This is a genomic window from Streptosporangium sp. CA-115845 (assembly GCF_050943795.1).
Lineage (GTDB): Bacteria > Actinomycetota > Actinomycetes > Streptosporangiales > Streptosporangiaceae > Streptosporangium.
This window is the reverse complement of record NZ_CP191988.1, coordinates 9,576,187-9,597,078: the sequence shown is the minus strand read 5'-3', so window position 1 is coordinate 9,597,078 and position 20,892 is coordinate 9,576,187. Positions and strand designations below refer to the sequence as shown.

Below are 20,892 nucleotides of genomic sequence, written 5' to 3'. Positions count from 1 at the left end.
CCGATGAAGTTCCGAGCCGTACTCGAGTTGGCCGGCAAGACCGCCACGGGGTTTCAGGTGCCCGACGAGGTCGTCGCCGACCTTGGGGCGGGTAGGCGGCCACCTGTCCGCGTCACGATCAACGACCATACCTACCGCTCGACCGTGGCATCCATGGGCGGCAGATACATGATCGGGATCAGCGCGGAGAATCGAACGAGCGCGAGGGTCACCGCAGGAGACGAGGTCGTGGTGGAGCTCGAACTCGACACCGAATCCCGTGAGGTCACCGTACCGGCCGATCTCGCCGAGGCCCTCGACCGTGACACCGACGCCAGGAGGTTCTTCGACGGGCTCTCCTACAGCAAGAAGCGGTGGTTCGTTCTCTCGATCGAGGGAGCCAAGAAGCCCGAAACCAGGCAGCGACGCCTTTCCGAGACGATCGCTCTGCTCCGGGACGGGCTCACCCGCTGACGGAGCGGGGGCCCATGTCAGTCAGCCCGCGGCCTGACGAAGTCCGGCTCATCGATGATCATCCGCCAGGTTCCGTCGGCCTGGCAACGCGCGACCTCGGCCGTCTGCCCGGTCGCGTGGAAGGGCCGGCCATCAGGCCCGGGGATCTCCATGGTCCAGGCCCCCGAGGTCAGCGCCAGGTCACCCGCGAGGACCACGCTGACAGGCTCGGCCGTCATGAGGGGCTCGGCGCCCAGGAATTCCCGCAACACCAGCCGGATCTCCTCGATCCCCTGTGCGACGTTCCCGGCCGGATAGTGCAACACCGCGTCGGGCTCGTAGAGCTCTTCGAGACCTTCCAGATCGCGGGCGTTGACCCGCTCGATGAAGAGCGGCTGGAGATCCTGCGGCCGCAGGGCCTTCCGCCGCGGCAGTGAGGCGACGGTGAACGAGGATTGAGCGTGCTCAGCCATAAGGACACGCTAGTTCCCACACCCGGGTCCGCGACAGGCCACAGGCACCGGCGGGCCGGCCTCACCCAGGAAGGGATCCTCGCCGTTCGCCCGAACGAGCACTCCGGACAGGTACCCGGGTCGGACCGCGGAACCAGCGCGGCACCATGCGCTGGGCGACTCCGAGCGCGACGTGGAATCGTCGCACAGGTGACCAGCAGATCCGCCGCAGCGCAGCACCTGCGCGACCTCGCGCGGCTGCGCCGCGTCCGCGAGGGCTGGGCTACCGCTCGCTCGCGCGGCCGGCGGGCACGCTGTCGGGCGGCGAGGCGCAGCGCGTCAAGATGATCCGCCACCTGGTGACGTGGACGGCGTGCACGCTCCAGGAGTGCGCGAGCCGTTCGCCACGTCGGCGGAGTCGCCGGACGCCACTTCGCTGGACGTGGCCTTTCTTGACGTGCTGCTCGCAAGGTATATCTGGCCGACGGGGCACGGATTCTGGTCAGACTTACCTTGCGAATTTACTGGATCACGGCGCCTTCAGGTGATGCTCATCGTCGGCATAACCGGCGCAGCGCCCCGCATGCTGCCGGCCATAACCGAGGCGACGCACCGCTTGTGGTGTTCGTCCCTCATCAGACCGGATCCGCCAGCCACGAGGAGACCACGCCCGTGACCACACGCGACAAGGCGAGCGAAATGCGACCCATTCGGTTTTCCATCAACGTCACATTGGACGGATGCTGCGATCATCGTGCAATTCCCGCGGACGAAGACATGCATCGTCACCACACCGAGAACCTCGCCCAGGCCGATGCACTTCTCTTTGGCCGGGTGATGTACGAGCAGCGTGGCGGCCGTCGGCGCCGACGGAGTCGAGACCTGATTGGACGGAACCCTTCGCCCAGACGATCAACGCGGCAAGGAAGTACGTCGTGTCGAGCACCCTGGAGCGGGTCGACTGGAACGCGGAGCTCGTGCGCGGGGACCTGGGCAAGGCCGTTCAGCAGCTCAAGCAGGAGTCGGGTAAGGGACTACTCGTGGCAGGCGTGACGCTCCCGCTGGCGTTGGCGGAGCTGGACTTGATCGATGAGTACGAGTTCGTGGTGCATCCCAGGATTGCGGGCCACGGGCCGACATTGTTCGCGGGGCTATCGAAGTACGTCGACTTGAAGCTCGTGAGCCGGCTGGAGCTCGCCTCGGGGGCGGTGGCGATGCGGTACGCGCCGAGAAGGTAACCATCGGGCTCGTTAGCCCGAGCCGGCCACATCGTGGAGCCCAGGTTCGCGGCTCTCGAGTACTTTGTTCCCCAGCACTCCTCGCCACCGGCCTCGTCCGCGTTCTTGAGAAGGTCGGCCAGCTTCTTCCTGGGAACGGACCGCCCCCTGGATCCGCATCCATCCGTTGAACGAATGCGCAGGGGCGCTAGATTTTGATGATGAAGCGTTCAACAATCGCGGTGCTCGTGGCCGTCTGTATGGGGGTCGGCGCTGCTTTAGTGGCTTTTGTTGCTTTTTCGGCGTCAACCGATGGGTGTACCGCTGAAGATGACCGGCTCATCGCCTCCCTGGTCACACTCAGCATCCTCGATGCTCATCCAGCGCACGCGAAGCCCCGGGGGGGACGCGGATCCGGTTGCGACAGTGTCCACCGGACAGTGACTGTCAGGCAGGCTTATCGCCCTTCGGGCCAGGTGGCCGAGATGCTGTCCTTCTATCAAGACGCCGCGATCATGGACGGTTGGAAACCCTCTCCGAAGGAGAACGGCGGAGTGGTGAACTGCTTTGCCAAGTCCGTCGGCGGTAGAGATGTTCACCTCTCGGTATTGTTTCTGGAGACGGAGGACGATGACTACGAGGTGAGCGTGAGCTCCTCCGTGAGCGACCGGAGTCGGTGTTGAGCCGCGAACTCTCTTTAACCTCCTGGAACACGACGGAGGCCTGCGGACGGGTTGAGGACGGCCCGGACGACGGGCCAGGTGGCGGCTTCCTCACCTCGGGAGGAGGTTGGCGGGCATGCCGCACATGCTCGTGTTGTCGCCGGTGACGGGTGTCCAGGTCTCTGGAGTTGCCCCGGTTCGGTAGACGCATCAGGGCTTTCGGCTACGCGGCAGCATAGTCGTCTTCGTGAATGGGTTTGAGGGCTTGGCGTCGCTCGTATTCGGCGGGGCTGAGTTGTCCGTTGGCGGAGTGGCGACGGCGTGGGTTGTAGAGCCCCTCGATGTAGGCGAAGATCGCTCGTTCGGCTTCTGACCTGGTATGGAAGGTACGCCGGTCGATCAGTTCGCACTCCAGCGAGGCGAAGAAGCTCTCGGTGATCGCGTTATCGAAGCAGGTGCCGGTGCGGCCGGTCGAGGGACGCACTCCGGCCTGCTCACAGCGCCGGCCGAAGGCGAGCGAGGTATATTGACCGCCCTTGTCGCTGTGATGAATCACCCCGGCGTCAGGGCGGCGCTGACCGATCGCCATCGCCAGGGCGTCGGTGACCAACTCGGTGCGCATGTGCTCGGCCATCGCCCAGCCGACGATCCGCCGGGAGAACACGTCCAACACCACGGCGAGGTAGAGGAAGCCCTGCCAGGTCGGCACATACGTGATGCCGGCGGTCCAGATCCGGTTCGGCTCGGCCGCGGTGAACTTCCGCTTCACCAAGTCCGAGGCGGCGGCCGCCTTCCGATCCATGATCGTCGTGCGAATACCCTTGCGGCGGCTCACCCCGGCCAGCCCGGCCGCGCGCATCAGCCGGGCCACCCGCTTGCGGCCGATGCCGATGCCGTCAACCTCGCGCAGGTCGGCGTGGATGCGCGGCGCCCCATAGATCTCATCGGAGGCCTGATGGTGAGCGCGGATCTTCTCGGTCAACTCCGCATCACGCCGGGCGCGAGCCGAGGGGCCGCGCCCGACCCAGGCGTAGTAACCCTGGCGCGACACACCCAGCACCCGGGCCGGCAGGGAGACGCCGTGGTGGTCTTTCTCCGCATCGATCAGCCGGAACCTCATCTCGGCCGATCCGTCTCCCGCGCGAAGAAAACCGCGGCCTTACGCAGGATCTCTTTCTCCTCACGGAGAATTTTGACCTCGCGGCGCAGCCGGGCCAGCTCGTCCTTCTCGGCGCTGGTCAGACCGTCTTGGCGGCGGCCGTCATCGAGGTCGGCCTGGCGCACCCAGACACGGATCGATTGGGCGGAGGGCTCGAATTCCTTGGCGAGCTCCTCCGGTGACCGTCCCGCGCGCACCAGCTCCACCATCTGCCGGCGAAACTCCGGCAGATAGTTGTTCGGCACAGTGAACTCCTTCTTCCAGGAACCAGGGTTCCTCAGAGATCAGGTGTCCACCAAACCGGGTCAACTCCATCAAGCACTTGAGTCACCAGGTCGAAGAAGCAGATGCCTCGGGTGCACAGCCACAGAAAAGCTTGTTCGGTGAGTAAGCAGGGATCTAGGCTCCCGACCATGAAGCGCTCGACGATTGCGGTGCTTGTCGTCTGCGTGGTGGGCGCTGCTGCTTTGGTGGCTCTTGTCGCTTTCCTGAAGCTTCCCGATGGGTGTACCGCTGAGGATGACCGGCTCGCCGCTTCCTTGGCCACGCTCAGCATTCTCGATGCTCATCCGGTGACCGCGACGCCCCAGGGGGGACGCAGGTCCGGTTGCTACGGTGATGGCCGGCTGGTGAACGTCTTGCAGTCCTATCGCTCTTCAGGCCCGGTAGCCGATGTGCTGTCCTTCTATCGAGACGCCGCGATCATGGATGGCTGGAAACCCCCTCCGGGGGAGGATGGTGAAGGGGTGAGCTGCTTCGTCAAGTCCGTTGGTGGTAGGGATGTTGGCTTCTCCGTGTGGGTCGTGGAGGAGGAAGGCGAGGAGTACGACGTAGACGTGACCTCTTCCATGACCGGCGGCGGGGGCTGGTGTTGACATCGAGGATTCTCGGAACGCCTCAAGTCTCGACCGCCGGCTACGGGATGTAGGGCTGACGACAACGTCGACCAACACAGGCACGGGCTGGCAACCGTCCACAGCCTTGAGGGCCCGGGGTCGACCGCGGCCGGGTTCCTCCGGGCGACGTACTCGCCGCGTGATCCCTGGCTCAGGAGCGGTCGTGGCGCAGGACTGTCCGTCGGCTGTCGTCGCCCGGGGTGGTCACGATGAGGCGGCGCACCATCGTGACAGCTGTCTGAAAGTCATTGAGCTGCAAAAATGCCTACTCCAAGGTTCTGAGACAGGATGTGCAGGTTGACTCGGCGGTCGGATACGGCACGGGCGGTCAGCGGTTCAGTCGAAGCCGGCGTGCGGTGCGCTGGTGCCCTGTGGCACGCGGAGCGGGCCGGACGCGCTGGGACGGACGTCGAAGTCGAAGATCGCGGTTGGCAGGTAGACGGTGGCGCAGGAGTTGGGAATGTCCACCACCCCCGACAGCCGGCCCTCGATCGGCGCGGCGCCGAGCAGCAGATATGCCTGCTCGGGGCTGTAGCCGAACGCCGTCAGGTAGTCGATCGCGTGCAGGCAGGCCCGCTGGTAGGCCAGCTGCGAGTCGAGATAGCGCTGCTCGCCGTCCAGGGTGACGGACACCCCGGAGAAGGCGAGCCACTCGCTGTACTGAGGGTCGGTGCGGCCCGGCATGAAGATAGCGTTCTCGCCGACGCGGTACGTCTGCATGCCCTCCTTGATGACATCGACCCGCAGGTCGATGAAGCCGCCCATCTCGATGGCACCGCAAAAGGTGATCTCGCCGTCGCCCTGCGAGAAGTGCAGGTCGCCGACCGACAGGTTCGCACCGGATACGTACACCGGGTAGAACACCCGGGAGCCCCGGGTGAGGTTCTTGATGTCCTGGTTGCCGCCGTTCTCCCGTGGCGGTGCGGTGCGGGCCGCCTCGGCCGCGATCCGGTCGAAGTCGGACGGGGGGACAGAGCCGAGGACGGCGTCCCGGGGCTCGGGAGGCAGCGACAGCGGCGGCACCCTCTGCGGGTCTGTGGCCCTCAGCGCCGACTCCCGCGCGTTCCATTTCGACAGCAGCGCCGCTGACGGCGCGGTGCCCATGAGTCCGGGGTGGGTGATGCCGGTGAACGACACCGCCGGGATATGGCGTGATGTGGCAGTCTGGCCGGAGAAATCCCAGACCGCCTTGTAGGCGTCGGGGAACTGCTCGGTGAGGAACCCGCCGCCGTTCTTGGTGGGGAAGATCCCGGTGTAACCCCAGCCTTGACCGGCCAGCGGGCCGCTGTCTTCCTGGGGGATGGGCCCCAGGTCAAGGATGTCCACGACCAGCAGGTCGCCCGGCTCGGCCCCCTCGACCGCGAACGGGCCGCTGAGCGCGTGCACCTTCGTCAACGGGGCGTCACGGATGTCCTCGGCGGAGTCGTCGTTGTGGATCGCACCGTCGAACCACTCCCGGCAGTGGACCCGGAAGCTGTCGCCGGGCTTGACCCATGCCACAGGCGGGAGCTCGGGGTGCCAGCGGTTGTGGCCGATCTTGGCCTGGTCGGTGAACTTCCTCTTCGAGTCGAGCGGGAAAATCAACTCTGGCACGGCTGGATTCCTTTCGGCGCTGCGAGACTCGGCGCTGCGAGACGGAGACGGTCACGGCCGCGGCAGGCGGCTGGCAGCGGGATGGGCGGCCACCGCGCCTCCGGCACGGCGCCGCGGCAGGGACGTGACGACTTCGGGCTCGGAGGCGCTGCGCTCCGCGCGCTGCAACTGAGCGGACAGGGCAGCCGGAGTGCGCGCCAGCATCGGTGCCGAGAACGCCCGAACCGAGGCCACGCCGCAGTCCGGGCACGGCACCGCGGCGGGTGCGGTGCCGATCGGAAAAGTGACCTCGATTTCCGAGCAGTACGGACACCGATAGGCATATACCGTCATAGCGCACCCTTCGAACGACTCCGAACCGTTCCTTCCCGGTCGTGATCCCTCTCTACCGTCGTGACCTGGGGAAACAGTCTCAGAGTCGGATGTATCCGCGATTTAACGTGTGAATGGAATGCGATCCATCTCATTTCCGCCAATTTGCTCGCACGGTAAGGTAGATCGCTTAGCTCATAGGCGAAAATACGAGGAGATGTTCCTTCGCGCTCAATGCATAAACCAAGTGCCTTTTTTGTCGGCCGCGCTCTCCTGAAACGGGTGCCTCAGACCCAGGCGCTCCTCACAAGGTGGATGGTCATGGAGCCCCTCGCGCTCGGCTGTCTCCTACCTCGTCGAGTGCCGCCGCGAGGTCCTGGACGGACTGTCACAGGCCGCGGTGGCCTGGGCGAGGGCGACTCCCCGCGCCGCTGCCCGACGACCGGTGGATCGTGGGACTGATCGGGGGGATTTTTGCCGAATACTCCTCTATGTCTTACCTGCATGGTCCAGCGGGGTGGCAGGGTCGCGGCGGACGACGGTCTCCAGGTGGCCGTGCTCGCGTACCCACCGCTGCTCACCTGTGCTGTTGTCGCCCTGGGAAATCACGGCTTTACGGGATGTCGAAAATGGTTCACAATCACCGCGGGAGGGCGCACGCCGACGTAATTCGATAGGGGAATCATGCAACTCGGCAGGCGAGCCTTGGGGGCGGTCCTCCTCACCCTCGGACTTTTCACCCTGGCGTTACTCACCGCCGCACTGGCGATCGGCCCGGCCGGAGAGATGGCCCTGGCCGCCGTCCCGGCGAGGGACGCCGGGTACGCGGCCGTTCAGGCGGGGGCGGCCAACGACACCAGCCCACCGACACGTCCCTCCGGACAGCGGCCCTGCCCGGTGCCGCTCGCCCCCAACAGCCCGACCGGCTACGCCTCCATCTGCTGGAACGCCTCGACGGACGACACCGGGGTCGTCGGCTATGACCTGTACCGCCTGGATGTCGGCGGCTTCGTCTTCGCCAACACCACGACCGGCACGGTCGGCGGCTTCTCGGGCGAACTGAACCGCCTGTACACGATGTACGTCGTGGCCAGGGACGCGGCGGGGAACGTCAGCCCGCCCTCCGCCCTGATCACGGTCTCTGCGACGGTTGGGATGACCCCGACCGCCTCGCCGACTCCTCTGCCGGGCGACCGCGTGCCTCCGTCCAAGCCGACCGGCCTGCAGGACGCCTGCCTGCAGGACTACCGGGGCGTCACGTTCTGCTGGCAGCCGTCGAGCGACAACGTGGCGGTGACGGCGTACGACGTCTACCGCGAGACCGCGACGACCTACACCAAGGTCGGCACGATCCCCTCTTCCGGGATCCTGAACTTCACCGAATCCGGCCTGGTCACCGGGCAGCGCTACACCTACGTCGTGGTCGCCAGGGACGCGGCCGACAATCTCAGCGTGCCGTCCGACCCGCTGTCCGCCCTCGCCAGGGAAGGTCTCCCCTCCCCGAGCCCGTCGCCGACGTCCGGCCCGTCGTGCACGGTGTCGTACCGCGCGACGACGTGGAGTTCGCGGCTGAACGCGGAGATCACCGTGCGCAACACCGGTACGACCGCGATCGACGGCTGGACGCTGACGGTCGACTACCCGGCGTCGACCGCGCACCTCACCTCGGGCTGGTCCGCGGACTGGACCCAGACCGGCGCACGGATCGCCGGCACGAACAGGCAGTGGAACAAGGTCATCCTCCCCGGCTCGGCGACCCAGGTCGGGTTCACCGCCTCGTACAGCGGCCCCCTGCCCGCCCCCGTGAGCTTCGGCCTCAACGGAGGGACCTGCGCCACCGGCTGACCCTGTCCGAACGGTACCGCCGCGGTGGCGCGTCCCCGTGGCGGTACCGTTCGGACCAGCACCGCCGCGCACGACATGTTCATCCATGAGGTCGGCCGTGACCGCCTGGCCTCTTGCTCGATCGATTCGTCAGCCGGTCATGATGGCGATTCCCGGGAAGGCGGCGGTCGCATTGCTCCACGGTGAGTAGTACAGCCGCCAGGAGCAGATGCGGCCGTTGCCGACCTGTCGCGCGGGTGCCAAGAAAGGCGCCCGCGTGGTGATGACGTCATATAAAGCGTGCGCTCTCCCCGGAGCGGTCCGTCTCGGCTGGAACGGGACGTGCCCGAGAACCCCTGAAGATTGTCAACTGATCCAGCGCGACGGCTGCCCGGTCAGGCGGGAGATGGTGTCGAAGTCGGCGTCGGCATGCAGCACGGTGAGCTTGTGATGCCGAGCCGTCACCGCCATGAGGAGATCGACCGGGGAGGCGCTCTGGTGCCACCCCTTGTCAGCGAGATCGCGTTGCAACTCGCTCGTCTCGTCCCAGGCCGATTTCGCGGCCTCGGCCAGGGCCTCTGTGGACGCGGTGATCGGGGATGCCGACGATGTGGTGATCGCCGCGATCACCGTGGCCGAGTTGCTCGTAGGGGTGGAGATGGCGGGCGCGGCACGTCGCCCCGGCCGGCAGGCCTTTGTGGATGGGGTACCGTCGGCATTCCGTTACTTCCAGGTTGCGGCCCGGGAGCCGGGCGACTGGAGCTTGCGGCGCAGGTCACCGGCCTGAGGGTGGCCGAGATCGCGGAAGATCTCGTACGCCTCCAGCCAGCGCTCGCGGGCCGTCTGCGGGTCCCCGGTGGCCTCGCTCGCGTCACCGAGGTGCCCGAGCAACTGGGCCCGTAATTCGGGGCTGTCCATCGTGCCGGCCAGCCGGAGGCCACGCCCGTAGTGCCGGATCGCGGTCTCCGGGTCGCCCAGCCGCTGGTAGAGCAGGCCCAGCGTGTCCAGGGTGACCACCTCGTTGGCCCGGTTACCCGCCCGTTGCTGTAGCTCCAGCGCTCGCAGCTGGAACTGCAGCGCCTCTTGGTAGGCGCCGAGCTCGGAGTGGTACCAGCCCACCGCGAGGCTGGCCTTGCCCGCCCAGAGCGGGTCGTCGAACTCGGTGAAGAGCGACAACGCCTGCTCGGCCTGGTCGAGCGCACGTTCGCTGTCGCCTTGCAGCCAGTACACGTAGGACAGCACGAAGCGGTTTTCCGCCTCGCCCGCCCGGTCTCCGGCGGTGAGGCTCAGCTCGAGCGCCTGCCGCATGTGGGCGTGCGCGTCGTCGAACCGGTCGAGCCGGCCGTTCACCGCGCTCAGGAAGCGGTGCGCGTGCGCCGCCGCCGGACGGTCGGTCATGGCGGTCGCCGCGCGCAGCGCCACCGCCCACGCCGCCCCTTCGTCGTTCCAGCACCGCTGGTCGTTCAGGAATGTGTCCAGCGCCCAGCTCAGCTGCCACGCGTGCCGGTGCATGCCCTCCTCCTCGGCCTGCCGCAGCGCGGTCAGCAGCACCGCGTGCTCGGTCTTCAGCCATGCCAGGGCGGCCGGGAGGTCGAACACGCGTTTCGGCTCGGCTCCGTCCGCGGGCGCGCCGAGGGTCATCGGGATGGGCGCGCGCACCGGATTCAGCACCAGCTCCGCGTGGTACGCGGTGTGCGTGTAGTGGTCGAGCAGCCGGGTCAGCACCGCCTGCCGCACGGCCTCGGACTCCTCGGTCCGGGCGCGCTCACCGGCGTAGGTGTGCAGCAGGTCGTGCATCCGGTAGCGGCCGGGCGCATGCTCGGTGATCAGGCTGGCGTGGGTCAGCTCGGCCAGCGTCCGCCGGACATCGGGCAGCGCCCGGCCGGCCAGCGCGGCCGCGGCGGCCACCGAGATGTCGGCACCCGCGGCGAGCCCGAGCAGCCGGAACAGCCGTGCGGCGTCCTGGCTCAGCGCATCGTAGGACCAGGAGAACACGGCGTCGATCTCGAGGGCCGCGAGCCGGCCTCCTGGGTGGCGTAGCTCCGCGGCGATCTCCTCGGGCTGGAAGCCGGTCAGCCGCGCCCGCGCACCGACCAGCGCCAACGCCAACGGGAGCCGTCCGCACGCGGCCGCGATCGCGGCCACGGCGTGACCGTCCGCGACCTCAGGCCACGGGAGCCGGCCGGTGTTCGCCGCGGATCGGGAACGGTGCGGCCCGGCCTCGGCCGCGGGTGACCGGGTGTTCGAGTCGGTCTTCTGCGGGGCGCCGATGCCGAGCCGGCGGTTGAGCAGCTCGACCGCCTCCTCGATGTCCGGGATGTCCAGCGTCAGCGCGGCGGCGCCGGTCTCGGCGATCAGGGCGGTGAGCTGCCGGCGGCTGGTGACGACCGCGCGGGCGGCCGGTCCGGCCGGCAGCAGCGGCCGGACCTGGTCGGCGTCGCGGGCGTTGTCGAGCACGACCAGCAGGCGGCGGTCGGCGGACCGGCTGCGGTAGAGCGCCACCTGCGCCGCGAAGCCGGGCGGGATGCGGTCGGGCGGCACCCCGAGGGCGTCCAGAAATCCGCGGACCACCTCGGCCGGATCGACCGTGGTGTGCTGGGAAAAGCCGCGCAGGTCCACGTACAGCTGGCCGTCCGGGAAGCTCGGCGCGACCAGGTGGGACCAATGCACGGCGAGTGAGGTCTTGCCCACTCCGGCGGGCCCGGAGACGGTGACCACCGCGGCTGTGGCCGCGTCGAGCGCGCGCAGTGCCTCGGCGCGACCGGTGAATCCGTCGACGTCGGCGGGTAACTGCGCGGGCGCCGGTGGGTGTCCGGCGTCCGGCTGCGCGGCGAGCTGGAAGGCGGCCCGGTCCGCCGGGGACAGCTTCAACGTGTCGGCGAGCACCCGGACGGTGCTGGACCGGGGCACCGCGACGCGGCCGGACTCGATCTCGCGGATCTGCCGCTCGCTGATGCCGGACAGGGCGGCCAGCTCCTCCTGCGTGAGCAGTGCCCGAATCCGGAAGTCACGCAGCACGCTGCCGAACATGGATCCCCTTTTCTCCGGTCCACGGCATTCGATCACGTTCGCGGCGTTCGCAGCCTAACCGCCGGTTAACCGCCGGTCGAGCGCCTGCCGCCGGACCGTCGCGGTTGGTTCGCTGGAGGGACCTCACCGGGTCCTATCACTGGAGGAAAGTTGACGTTCCGCACGCGAAGACGGCGCTCGCCGCGGGGGCAGTGCCGACGATCGCCATGACGGGCCTGGCCGTCGTGATCGGCCGGCGGTGAGGCGTGCGGGGTGACCGTCCGATACGGCCCCTGGCGCGGCGACGTGCGCTACGGCAGGACGACATGTGGCGGCAGGTTCATCGGGCCGGGGACAGCCGGACCGAGACCGACTCGCCGGCCGGGCACTACGGCCGGTACGGGCGAACGGTGAGCCGCTGATCGCAAGCGGTCGGTGATCGGCCGGAGCGGGTGGCCTGGCCCGCTCCGGCCGCCGGGTTCCGCGGACGGGTTCGCCAAGCCCAGCCGCCTTGATGTCACGGAATGGCGCCGGGCTCTCTCCCCAGAGCTCCGACCACGCCGAAGAGCTGTGCCGGGGGCAGGCGTCCGGCTTCTTCCGCCGCCTGGGCCGGGTATCACCTCGACGCCCTGGTCGGTTCCGGGGAGGGCTGCCGTACCCCGGCACGGCCCAGCTGGCTGGGCCACCAAGCCCGCGTGTCCAGATTCCGTACCAGCGCCGGGACCAGTAGGGAGCGCACCACCAGGGTGTCGAGCAGGACGCCGAAGGCGACGATGAAGGCTGTCTGGACGAGGAAGGCCAGGGGGATCACCACCAGCGCGGCGAAGGTGGCGGCGAGCACGACGCCCGCCGAGGTGATCACCCCGCCGGTGGTGACCAGCCCGCGCAGCACACCCTCTCGCGCCCCGTGGTGCGCGGTTTCCTCGCGCACCCTGGACATCAGGAAGATGTTGTAGTCCACCCCCAGCGCGACCAGGAAGACGAAGCCGTACAGCGGTACGGACGCGTCACTGCCGGTGAATCCGAACACGTGGGTGAAGACCAGCGCGGAGACGCCGAGGGTGGCCAGGAAGTTCAGTGCCACGGTGAGCACCAGGAGCACGGGCGCCACCAGCGAGCGCAGCAGGACGATCAGGATGAGCAGGATGATCGCCAGGACGACCGGGACGATGAGCAGCGTGTCGTTCTTCGCGGTCTCCGTCGTGTCGTATCGCTGGGCGCTGTACCCGCCGACCATGACACCGTTCTCGGCGGCGAGCGCGGCACGCAGGCGCTTGACCGTGTCCTGGGCGGCGTCGCCGTCCGGCGCGTCGTTCAACGTCGCCTCCACCAGCACGAGTCCATCGACGATCCTGGGGGTGTCACCCGGCCGTCCGCTCCGGGTCACCGCCGCGGTGTCGGACACGCCCTCGACGCCACGGGCCGTCTTCTCCACGGCCGCGGCACGCCCGGCGGGGACGACGATGACCGCGGGCTGCCCCGAGCCTCCGGGGAAGTGCTCGCTCAGCGTCGCCTGTGCCGCCACCGACGGCGCGTCGTTCACGAAGGTCTCGTCCAGCGGCACACCTCTGGCGTTCAGTTGCGGCGCGAAGAGGGCGAGGCCGATGAGCGGAAGGACGGTGGCGATCCAGAGGCGGCGTGGATGGCGGTCGACCAGGGTGGCCACCCGGCCCCAGATCCCGCGGGCCTCGGCGCCTGCCGGACGCGGCTTCGCCGGCCACAGGGCGGCGCGGCCCAGCAGGACGAGAGCCGCGGGCAGGAAGGTGAGTGCGCTGAGGGCGGCGCACACGATGCCGATGGCGCCCACCGGGCCGAGCGCGCGGTTGTTGGTCAGGCTGCTGAGCAGCAGCGCGAGCAGAGCCAGGGCCACCGTGGCGGCACTGGCGACGATCGGCTCGAACGAACGCCGCAGCGCGACGCGGCCTGCGGCGAAGCGGTCGCCGGTCGCGGCCAGCTCCTCCTGGAAACGGGCGGTCAGCAGCAACGCGTAGTCGGTGGCCGCGCCGATGACCAGGATGAACAGGATGCCCTGCACCTGGCCGTCGACCCGGACGATGCCGCGGTCGGCCAGGAGGTAGACCACGGCGCATGCCAGGCCCAGTGCGAAGACCGAGCCCATGACGATGACGAGAGGCAGCAGCACGCTTCGGTACACCACCAGCAGGATGATCAACACGGTGATCAGCGCCACCCCGAGAAGCAGGCCGTCGATCCCGGCGAAAGCGCCGGACAGGTCGGCTCGGGTGGCCGCCGGTCCCGCGAGCTGAGCCCGCAGGCCGTCGACCGCCACCGCCGAGCCGATCCGGTCCAGGAACTCCCCGAGCGAGCCTTCAAGGTCGGGGCTGAGCTGGACCACGCCCTGCAGCGCCTGGCCGTCGTCCGATCCGATGGCGGGCGTGGGTGTCCCGACGATGCCCTCGGTGCCGCGTAGCGAGGCGAGCGCCCGGGTCGCCGCGGCGCTCTGCTCGGGAGTGATGTCCTTCCCGTCCGCGGTCCACACCACGATGAGTGGCTGTGTCTCACCCTGGCGGAACCCCTCCCGCACTTCCAGTACGCGCGTCGACTCCGCACTCTGCGGCAGGAACGCGGCCTGGTCGTTGGTGGACACCTCGGTGAGCTTGCCGGCGAACGGCCCCAGCCCTCCGCCGACGGCCAGCCAGACCAGCACCAGCAGTGCCGGAACAAGCCAGCGGATCGGTCGCCGCGCCATGAGATCACCTTTCCGTGATATCATGTAACTCTAGCATTGAGATACTTGACTGTTGAGTTAATGTAGCATGACGGCATGAACGGCGATAGCGAGGCAGGCGTCGACCTGCAGTCCTTCGCGGTACGACTGCGCCGGATGACCGCCGAGTTCAACCGCTTCGCCCATGAGTTCGCCCACGAGCAGGGGCTGCACCCCACGGATGTCCAGGCCCTCATCAAGATCTTCGACGCTCCGTCGCCGATCACTCCAGGTCGGTTGCGGGAGGAGTTGAACCTCACCTCGGGTGCCGTCACCGCGTGTCTCGACCGGCTGGAGCGGGCCGGGCACATCCGCCGGGTTCGCGACGCGCACGACCGGCGCGTGGTCCACCTGCACTACCTCGACGCGGCGAAGGAACTCGCCGCGGCCTTCTTCGGTCCGCTCGGGCGTGGCACGGACAACGCCCTGCGGCGTTTCGGCCCGGAGGAGTTGCGCACCGTGGCGGCCTTTCTCGACGCTATGAACGGGGAACTTGGCGTGTTGCGAGCCGAGTCGGGTTCTTCCTGACCTTGTCTTCGAGTGCGCGGGCCGAACGGTTGCGTTGAGGTGCCGGGGGCTACCGGGGATCGACCGAGCGGAAAACGGAAACGCCTCGGAGACCATGCCCCGAGGCGTGCCGATTGAGATCTTTGTCAGCCGAAGGCGTCCCTGATTCGCGCGATCGGTCTGCGGCGGTCCGCCTCAGCGGAACCGCGGGTCGTTTCCGGTCAGGCTCGCATGGCGAGCAACGCCTTCCGGGCTGCGACGAGTGCTTCCTCTTCGGAGGCTCCGGTGTGCAGAGCGACCCTGGCGAACTCCTCGGCCGCCGCGGCGAGTCGGAGGCGGAACCGGTCGGCCGTGTCGGTGATGACAGCCGCTCGGCCACGACGTAGTTCCACCAGTCCCTCGTCGCGCAACTGCTGGTAGCCCCGTAGCACGGTGTGCAGGTTGATGCCGAGGGTGGTGGCCACGTTGCGCGCCGAAGGGAGCCGGTCTCCGGGGGCCGCCGTGCCATTGGCCAGCGCGGCGCGTACGGAGGCCGCCACCTGGTCGGCGAGCGACTGTGCCGATGAGGGGTCAACTGTGATCAGCACTACGCCGTCTCCGCCCGTCGTTGCCTGCTCAGCCATCCGTTGACCAGCGCGGCCGCCGTCTCCGCTTCGCGCGTGGAGTAGACGAACCGCCGGTCGTCACTCAACGACAGGACGAGCACCGGCCCCTTCCCGCCGACGACACCCCAGCCCGCATCACTGTCGTCCAGCTTGTACCGCCCGTCGGGAGCTTCGCTCCTGGCCTCGGCGAATCGTATCCTCGGGTACGGCACCGTCCGGCGTAGGGCGGGTAGCCAGGGGGCCTTCACCGTGACCCCCGAGCCGTCGATCTGCAGACGGGTACGCGCCTGTGCCATTTCAAAGACCGTCCACAGCGCCAGCACCGTCGTGCCCTGCCATGCACCGGAGCCCTCGGACACGGTCCATGCGGTGACCGCGGCCAGCACCGCGGCGACCAGCAGCCTCCGGGCCGACCAGGCGGAGGTCACGAACATGGCACGCTGCCACGGGCCGAGCGTCATGGTGGGCGCATGCGGCGGCGGTGCGGCGGTGGTCTCGGGCTCCGGCGGCAGCGGACCCGCCGCCGCCCAGCCCAGGGCGAGCGCCCCCGCGGCGGCGGCGATCTCCACCATCAGGAGCCAGGCGGGCCGGGCCACGGGACCCGGGGCGTCGACCAGCATCAGCAGCCACAGCGCGCCGGACACCGGAGTGGCCACGCCGATGAGGAAGCTTCCGGCCACCAGGGCCCGCTGGACCTGAGGCAGGCGCCAGTGGTACAGGAACGAGACGATGAGCAGCGCTTCGAGCCACACCATCGCCCCCCAGAGGGGTTGTGAGACCCAACCCTGCCAGGTGGGTTCGTGGCCGGTGTCGATGGCCCAGTTCTGGAGGTAGACGCGGTCGGGAAGGCGCTCCCCGTACAGGGTGACCAGGGCCATGGGCACGATCAGCAGGAGTAGCGGGCCGGCGGCCGTCAGGATCAGGCGGCGGACCCTGCCTGGCGCGGCGTGATCGGGGTGGTAAAGGGACGCGGAGGGGATGGGGATGAACATGGCTCAACCTCCAACTGTTTGCTATTGAATATAACAGTGCAAACAGTTCCTGAACGGTGACAGGAGGCTTCCCGCTCCTACCTGGCGAAGGCCGGACGAGGTTCGAGGGCCGGCGGCCGACCTGCTCCTGCTGGCGACCGGACGAGCCGCCGGACTCGCGGGCCTGTCCGGGCCGGGCGTCGAGCGGATCGCGGCCAGGCTGTAGGCATTCATGTCGAGGGATGCCCAACTCGCATCTTCGCCAAGCTGGGGGCCGGCAACCGTGTCCAGGTCGCGATGAAGGTGCGCGACGCCGGTCTCCGCTGAACGCGAGTGAGCGACCCCGTTCGGTGCCTTCAGTAGGGGAGGAAGATCTGGCGTTCCGTCGCGCTGTCGTCGAAGGACTCCAGCCGGGTCTGTCCTTCGGCGGCCAGGGTGTCCAGCATGGTGTGGAGCAGCGCGGTGCACAGAACCGTGGGACCGGCGTGGGAGTCGAAGGCGAAATCAGAGCTCACCGGTGCGAGCAGGACCTCGTCCGCGAGCTCGGTGAGCCGGCCCACCGGCTGGTCGGTGATGAGGGCGACCTTCAGCCCGACCCGACGTGCCCAGGTGAGCCCCTGTTCCAGCTCGCGCGGGTAGCGCGGCAACCCGATGGCGAGCACCCATTCGGCTCCGGAGTCCGCCGCCCGGCTCAGCCGGTCCTCCGCGATCGAGCCCGCGATGTCCAGCACCCGTACGTCGGGGAGCACCTTCTCCGCGAGATGGCCGAACAGGTGCGCCAGCGGTGCGGAGATCCGAAGTCCCATCACGAGGAGAGGACGCGACCTGGCCAGCTGACCCGCCACCTCCCGGAGCTGACTCAGGTCCCGGAGGCTGTCCCGCAGTCGTTCAAGGTCGCGGATCTCGGAGGTGACCAGTTCCTGGATCTCGTTGAGGTCCTCCGCGGGCGGCGCCGGCTGTGCGCCGCCGAACACCGATGAGCGGAGCGCGTCCCGGAACTCGGGGAACCCTCTGAAGCCGAGCGCGGCGGCGAAGCGGGTGACCGACGGCTGGCTGACGCCCACCCGCTCGGCGATGTCGGCACTGGTGAAGAAGACGGCTTCCTGCGCGTGCTCAAGCAGGTAGCGCGCGATCCGGCGCTGTGAGGGGGAGAGCCGGTGGTCGTCGAAGAGCCCGCGCAGGTTCGCGGCGATCCGCGACGCGTCCGGCACGGCGAGCGGCTGGCCGGTCTCTCTGGCGTGCCCCATTCTTGAACTTCCCTTCCCCGTGAAGTGACGGACCCAGCGATGATTCTCACCGCCCGGCGGGCAAGGTGATCGGGTTTTGGCCGCATGACGTCAAGAATGTGGGGCGAAAGCGGCGCCGGGCGGCCCCCCACAGGGGACCGCCCGGCTTATCGGGGCGCGCTCAGTGCTTCGGGCCGTTGCCGTTGAAGCGGGTCTTGCACTCCTGCAGCCGCACATCGACCTGCTCGCCCCTGTCGACGGTGACCTTCACCGTCTCAAGGACCTCGCCGTTCGGACGGGCACAGGTGAGCGTCCAGCTCTCCTGGAGGAAGTTGCCCGGGCCGGTGGCGACGACACCGTTCTCGGTGTAGGCCGGGACCGGCCGCACCGACGGGTTGACGTGCCAGGTGAACTTGCCGTTGGTCGGGGCGACCAGGCTGGACTCCAGGTGGGTGGGGACGGCCTGGGGCGGGTCGAGGACGGTGCTCGTCTGCCGGATCGGCGCGGTCCACAGGTCGAAGTCCTTCGTGATCGTCAGCACCGCGCCCTTCGGCGCCTTGCCGGTGATCACGGAGTGCCCCGCGGGGTCCGCCGCGTACTCCAGGGCCACCATGAACGCCTCACGGTTCGACTTGCCCTCGTAGCGACCGGTGCCGAGGTAGTCCTCGATCACCTCGGGGTAGGTGTTGTTGGTCGACTGGGTCTTCATGATCTCGTACGTGAAACCGAGGCCGCGGGTGGCGTAGTACGACCAGTCCGGGGTCTCGCCGGTCGTCTCGTAGTCGAAGCCCGACTTCATGCCCACGTAGCCGTTCTTGGCGGCCATCGCGTCGGTCAGGGCGGCGTAGACGGCCTCGTCCGGGGTGTCGCCCGCGCGCTTCTCCAGCGGCGGACGGAGCAGGGTGTGACCGGAGGTGTGGTTCGTGATCAGGACGGTGACCTGGTTGTTCGTGGTCAGGTCCATGATGTTCCGCACCTCGGGCTCGGAGGCCGGCGCCGGGCCGCGGTTCGTCACGTTGGAACCCGCGTTGCTGCCCCAGCCGAAGGGGTAGTTGCGGTTGATGTCGACTCCGCCGCTGCTGGCGCACGTCGGGGAGAGGCCGCAGCTGGTACGCCGGTTGATGACGAACCCGTCCACGTTGACGACCGGGACGAAGATGACCCGTGCCCGGTCGAGCAGGCTCTTGACCTTCGGGTCCGTGGTGGAGTTGTTCACCAGGTCGTAGGCGAACTCCAGGGTGTGCTCACCCGAGGGCCACTCGTTCCCGTGGTGCATCCCCATCATGAACAGGACGGGCTTGCCGTCGGAGGCGTTGACGTCGCGGGTCACCTCGATGCCGTACACCTCGCGGCCCTGGCGGGTCTTGTGCGGCAAGGTGATGTGCTTGACGAGGTCGGGGTGCTGACTGCTCAGCGCGAGCATCTCGGCGTTGTAGTCGGTGATCGTCCGGTAGGTGGTCCGGCCGCTGGGCAGCGTCGCTGACTGCGCCGCCAGCAGCTGGGCGGTCGCTGCGATGTCGGTGGACTCGGCGAAGGTGGTGGTGGCCGCCGGAATGCTGAGACTTCCCAGAAGTCCGACGCTCAACGCAAGCGTCAAAACGCGTTTCTTGGCGCTCCAGGTCGCGGGGGACTGCGAGTCTCTTGAAGACATGCTGAAAGGACCTTTCTAGCCACGGACGAATTGGCATCAGAAACGCGCGTTTCTTCCCGCTCTGTTCTTTCGGGAGCGCCCTTGGATAACCGACTATCGACCGTTGATTGCAAACTTTCAGTTAGTCTTAGCTATGAATGTATGGTTGTCAACCAGCTGTGCCGATGGTATTTCCGCACATGTGTGGAATGTCGGAGGTGAGGGATGTCTTCGAAACGCGGCCGGAGCGGGCGGGGCGTCGCCGGGCGGGTGAGCCTCGCCTCGGATCGGGTGGGGGGCGTGCGGGTGCTCAGGTGCGGTGGTGGGTCGTTGGGTGCCACGTTAATCGGGACATGGGCCATATGGTGGTTAAGGGTCTGTTACAAAATGGGGCCGACTGGTTCCCGGGGACGTCGCGGGCAGCGGCTCGATCGGTACGACGGTCAGGGAGAACACCTGGTCATGACGTCGTACGGGCGAGCACTTCCAGGGGGCTGGCCAGTATTTCGGAGAAGGCGAGTTCGGCCGCGCCGATCAGGGTGACGTCGTTCCCGAGAGCCGAGGTGCGGAGCTGTACCTTCTCCCGGGAGATCACCAGCCCATTGGCCGCCACCCGGCGATGGACCTGGGCCGCCGAGCCCCGGTAGATGTCACGCAGCATCCCGCCGAAGATCACTAATCCGGGGTTGAAGAGGTTGATCAGGTTCGCCACCCCGATGCCGAGCCAGTCGCCGATCCGGTCCAGCGCGTTCTGGGCCGCGAGGTCGCCGCGGTCGGCGGCGTCCACCACGGCCCGGATGCCGTCGTGGCCGACCAGTTCGGAGGCCCGGCCGGCGGCGTCGAGCAGGGCCTGCTCGCCGACCTCCGCCTCAAGGCAGCCTCGCGAGCCGCATCCGCAGGGCCGCCCGTTGTACGGGTTCACTATCATGTGCCCGAGCTCGCAGCCGTACCCGCCGTCGCCGTCCAGCAGCTTGCCGCCGACGATGATCCCGCCCCCCACGCCGACATCCCCGTGCAGGTAGACCAGGTTCGCGAAGCCGATGCCCACCCCGCGTTCGTGCTCGGCCAGCGCGCCCAGGTGGGCCTCGTTGCCCACCGAGACCGGCAGCCCGAGCCCCAGCCTGAGACCGAGTTCGGCACCGAAGGCCTGGTCCACCCAGCCCATGTTCGGCCCGAAACGCACCATCCCGTCACCGGGCCGGATCATGCCGCAGTAGGCCGCGCCGACTCCGACGCAGACCGAGTCCGGAGCCGCCTCGCGGTGTATCCGGCGGGCCAACCCGGCGAGCACCTCGACCACGTCGTCGAGGTCGGCCCCGGCGCGCGCCCGGACTGCCTCCCTGCGGTCCAGGATCTTCCCGCCCAGCCCGACCCTGGCGGCGACCAGCCGGTCCACGGCGACGTCAAACGCCAGCACGTACACCCGGTCGGACTCCGGCCGGACCACCAGCGACGGCCGGCCCGCCCTGCCGGTCTCCTTGGGGAGTTCCTCGCGGACCAGGCCCGCCGAGGTGAGCTCCGAGGTCAACGCCATGATCGTGCTGCGGTTCAGCCCCATCCGATCGGCCAGCACCGTGCGGGAGACCGGGCCGCCGAGGTGAACATGCCGGAGCAGGGTGCCCAGATTGTGCTGGCGGATCTCCTCCTGGGACGGACCGGCTTTCAGCAT

The 20,892-nt window shown here is 68.4% G+C and carries 18 protein-coding genes; 6 read left to right on the top strand and 12 right to left on the bottom strand.

Annotation, left to right across the window (positions count from 1 at the left end; translation table 11 throughout):
- Positions 1 to 3 precede the first annotated feature (3 nt).
- Entirely contained in the window at positions 4 to 453 is a 450-nt protein-coding gene (locus ACQP0P_RS45485; protein ID WP_433368758.1) for a YdeI/OmpD-associated family protein, read from the top strand.
- Between the two features lie 17 nt (positions 454 to 470).
- Here ACQP0P_RS45485 and ACQP0P_RS45480 read toward each other — a convergent pair whose 3' ends face one another.
- Positions 471 to 905 (bottom strand): YybH family protein, encoded by a 435-nt coding sequence (locus ACQP0P_RS45480; RefSeq protein WP_433368755.1) that lies wholly within the window; start codon positions 903 to 905, stop codon positions 471 to 473.
- Between the two features lie 914 nt (positions 906 to 1,819).
- Between ACQP0P_RS45480 and ACQP0P_RS45475 the strand changes: the two genes are divergently transcribed.
- The gene (locus ACQP0P_RS45475; RefSeq protein ID WP_433368752.1) at positions 1,820 to 2,122 is read left to right on the top strand and encodes a dihydrofolate reductase family protein; all 303 of its coding nucleotides are present in this window, start codon (positions 1,820 to 1,822) and stop codon (positions 2,120 to 2,122) included.
- A gap of 464 nt (positions 2,123 to 2,586) precedes the next feature.
- Positions 2,587 to 2,784, top strand: a complete 198-nt coding sequence (locus ACQP0P_RS45470) for a hypothetical protein (RefSeq protein ID WP_433368749.1) — start codon at positions 2,587 to 2,589, stop codon at positions 2,782 to 2,784.
- 202 nt (positions 2,785 to 2,986) lie between these two features.
- On the opposite strand, the gene ACQP0P_RS45465 is transcribed toward ACQP0P_RS45470, so the two are convergent.
- Positions 2,987 to 4,131 (bottom strand): IS3 family transposase gene (locus ACQP0P_RS45465; protein ID WP_433368746.1). Its coding sequence is split into 2 segments (ribosomal slippage): positions 2,987 to 3,918 and positions 3,918 to 4,131, totalling 1,146 coding nucleotides; the frame shifts between segments, so codons are not numbered across the junction.
- A gap of 204 nt (positions 4,132 to 4,335) precedes the next feature.
- Between ACQP0P_RS45465 and ACQP0P_RS45460 the strand changes: the two genes are divergently transcribed.
- Positions 4,336 to 4,797 (top strand): hypothetical protein, encoded by a 462-nt coding sequence (locus ACQP0P_RS45460; RefSeq protein ID WP_433368743.1) that lies wholly within the window; start codon positions 4,336 to 4,338, stop codon positions 4,795 to 4,797.
- A 357-nt stretch (positions 4,798 to 5,154) separates the two neighbouring features.
- Here the strand turns inward: ACQP0P_RS45460 and fmdA are convergent, their stop codons facing one another.
- Both fmdA and ACQP0P_RS45450 read right to left on the bottom strand, forming a co-directional pair.
- Positions 5,155 to 6,411 carry a formamidase gene (gene fmdA, locus ACQP0P_RS45455; RefSeq protein WP_433368740.1) on the bottom strand — a complete coding sequence of 419 codons (1,257 nt, stop codon included), beginning with the start codon at positions 6,409 to 6,411 and terminating at the stop codon, positions 5,155 to 5,157.
- A gap of 51 nt (positions 6,412 to 6,462) precedes the next feature.
- Positions 6,463 to 6,744: a hypothetical protein gene (locus ACQP0P_RS45450; RefSeq protein ID WP_433368737.1), complete on the bottom strand. Its 282-nt coding sequence runs from the start codon at positions 6,742 to 6,744 to the stop codon at positions 6,463 to 6,465.
- 663 nt (positions 6,745 to 7,407) lie between these two features.
- On the opposite strand from ACQP0P_RS45450, the gene ACQP0P_RS45445 reads away from it, so the two are divergent.
- Positions 7,408 to 8,568, top strand: a complete 1,161-nt coding sequence (locus ACQP0P_RS45445) for a cellulose binding domain-containing protein (RefSeq protein WP_433368734.1) — start codon at positions 7,408 to 7,410, stop codon at positions 8,566 to 8,568.
- Between the two features lie 345 nt (positions 8,569 to 8,913).
- Here the strand turns inward: ACQP0P_RS45445 and ACQP0P_RS45440 are convergent, their stop codons facing one another.
- The 3 genes from ACQP0P_RS45440 to ACQP0P_RS45430 form a co-directional block, all read right to left on the bottom strand.
- Positions 8,914 to 9,177: a PIN domain-containing protein gene (locus ACQP0P_RS45440; RefSeq protein ID WP_433368731.1), complete on the bottom strand. Its 264-nt coding sequence runs from the start codon at positions 9,175 to 9,177 to the stop codon at positions 8,914 to 8,916.
- A 93-nt stretch (positions 9,178 to 9,270) separates the two neighbouring features.
- Positions 9,271 to 11,577: an ATP-binding protein gene (locus ACQP0P_RS45435; RefSeq protein WP_433368728.1), complete on the bottom strand. Its 2,307-nt coding sequence runs from the start codon at positions 11,575 to 11,577 to the stop codon at positions 9,271 to 9,273.
- Between the two features lie 595 nt (positions 11,578 to 12,172).
- Positions 12,173 to 14,266 carry an MMPL family transporter gene (locus tag ACQP0P_RS45430; protein WP_433368725.1) on the bottom strand — a complete coding sequence of 698 codons (2,094 nt, stop codon included), beginning with the start codon at positions 14,264 to 14,266 and terminating at the stop codon, positions 12,173 to 12,175.
- Between the two features lie 75 nt (positions 14,267 to 14,341).
- On the opposite strand from ACQP0P_RS45430, the gene ACQP0P_RS45425 reads away from it, so the two are divergent.
- Entirely contained in the window at positions 14,342 to 14,812 is a 471-nt protein-coding gene (locus ACQP0P_RS45425) for a MarR family winged helix-turn-helix transcriptional regulator (protein ID WP_433368722.1), read from the top strand.
- 200 nt (positions 14,813 to 15,012) lie between these two features.
- On the opposite strand, the gene ACQP0P_RS45420 is transcribed toward ACQP0P_RS45425, so the two are convergent.
- The 5 genes from ACQP0P_RS45420 to ACQP0P_RS45400 form a co-directional block, all read right to left on the bottom strand.
- The gene (locus ACQP0P_RS45420) at positions 15,013 to 15,378 is read right to left on the bottom strand and encodes a GntR family transcriptional regulator (protein ID WP_355630729.1); all 366 of its coding nucleotides are present in this window, start codon (positions 15,376 to 15,378) and stop codon (positions 15,013 to 15,015) included.
- Positions 15,378 to 16,388 carry a hypothetical protein gene (locus tag ACQP0P_RS45415; protein ID WP_433368719.1) on the bottom strand — a complete coding sequence of 337 codons (1,011 nt, stop codon included), beginning with the start codon at positions 16,386 to 16,388 and terminating at the stop codon, positions 15,378 to 15,380. The genes ACQP0P_RS45420 and ACQP0P_RS45415 overlap by 1 nt, the downstream gene beginning before the upstream one ends.
- Before the next feature lie 335 nt (positions 16,389 to 16,723).
- On the bottom strand, positions 16,724 to 17,614 hold the full coding sequence (locus ACQP0P_RS45410) for a MurR/RpiR family transcriptional regulator (protein ID WP_433368716.1): 891 nt from the start codon (positions 17,612 to 17,614) through the stop codon (positions 16,724 to 16,726).
- Positions 17,615 to 17,774: 160 nt separating this feature from the next.
- Positions 17,775 to 19,178: a M14 family zinc carboxypeptidase gene (locus ACQP0P_RS45405; protein ID WP_433368713.1), complete on the bottom strand. Its 1,404-nt coding sequence runs from the start codon at positions 19,176 to 19,178 to the stop codon at positions 17,775 to 17,777.
- Positions 19,179 to 19,683: 505 nt separating this feature from the next.
- Positions 19,684 to 20,892, bottom strand: a complete 1,209-nt coding sequence (locus tag ACQP0P_RS45400; protein ID WP_433368710.1) for an ROK family transcriptional regulator — start codon at positions 20,890 to 20,892, stop codon at positions 19,684 to 19,686.

Excerpts from the sequence above, each read along its gene's own strand:
- ACQP0P_RS45425 (WP_433368722.1), top strand. The coding sequence starts at position 14,342 with ATGAACGGCGATAGCGAGGCAGGCGTCGACCTGCAGTCCTTCGCGGTA.
- ACQP0P_RS45430 (WP_433368725.1), bottom strand. The coding sequence starts at position 14,266 with ATGGCGCGGCGACCGATCCGCTGGCTTGTTCCGGCACTGCTGGTGCTG.
- ACQP0P_RS45480 (WP_433368755.1), bottom strand. The coding sequence starts at position 905 with ATGGCTGAGCACGCTCAATCCTCGTTCACCGTCGCCTCACTGCCGCGG.
- ACQP0P_RS45410 (WP_433368716.1), bottom strand. The coding sequence starts at position 17,614 with ATGGGGCACGCCAGAGAGACCGGCCAGCCGCTCGCCGTGCCGGACGCG.
- ACQP0P_RS45460 (WP_433368743.1), top strand. The coding sequence starts at position 4,336 with ATGAAGCGCTCGACGATTGCGGTGCTTGTCGTCTGCGTGGTGGGCGCT.
- ACQP0P_RS45400 (WP_433368710.1), bottom strand. The coding sequence starts at position 20,892 with ATGCTGAAAGCCGGTCCGTCCCAGGAGGAGATCCGCCAGCACAATCTG.
- ACQP0P_RS45485 (WP_433368758.1), top strand. The coding sequence starts at position 4 with ATGAAGTTCCGAGCCGTACTCGAGTTGGCCGGCAAGACCGCCACGGGG.
- ACQP0P_RS45450 (WP_433368737.1), bottom strand. The coding sequence starts at position 6,744 with ATGACGGTATATGCCTATCGGTGTCCGTACTGCTCGGAAATCGAGGTC.
- ACQP0P_RS45435 (WP_433368728.1), bottom strand. The coding sequence starts at position 11,577 with ATGTTCGGCAGCGTGCTGCGTGACTTCCGGATTCGGGCACTGCTCACG.
- ACQP0P_RS45415 (WP_433368719.1), bottom strand. The coding sequence starts at position 16,388 with ATGTTCATCCCCATCCCCTCCGCGTCCCTTTACCACCCCGATCACGCC.
- ACQP0P_RS45470 (WP_433368749.1), top strand. The coding sequence starts at position 2,587 with ATGCTGTCCTTCTATCAAGACGCCGCGATCATGGACGGTTGGAAACCC.
- ACQP0P_RS45445 (WP_433368734.1), top strand. The coding sequence starts at position 7,408 with ATGCAACTCGGCAGGCGAGCCTTGGGGGCGGTCCTCCTCACCCTCGGA.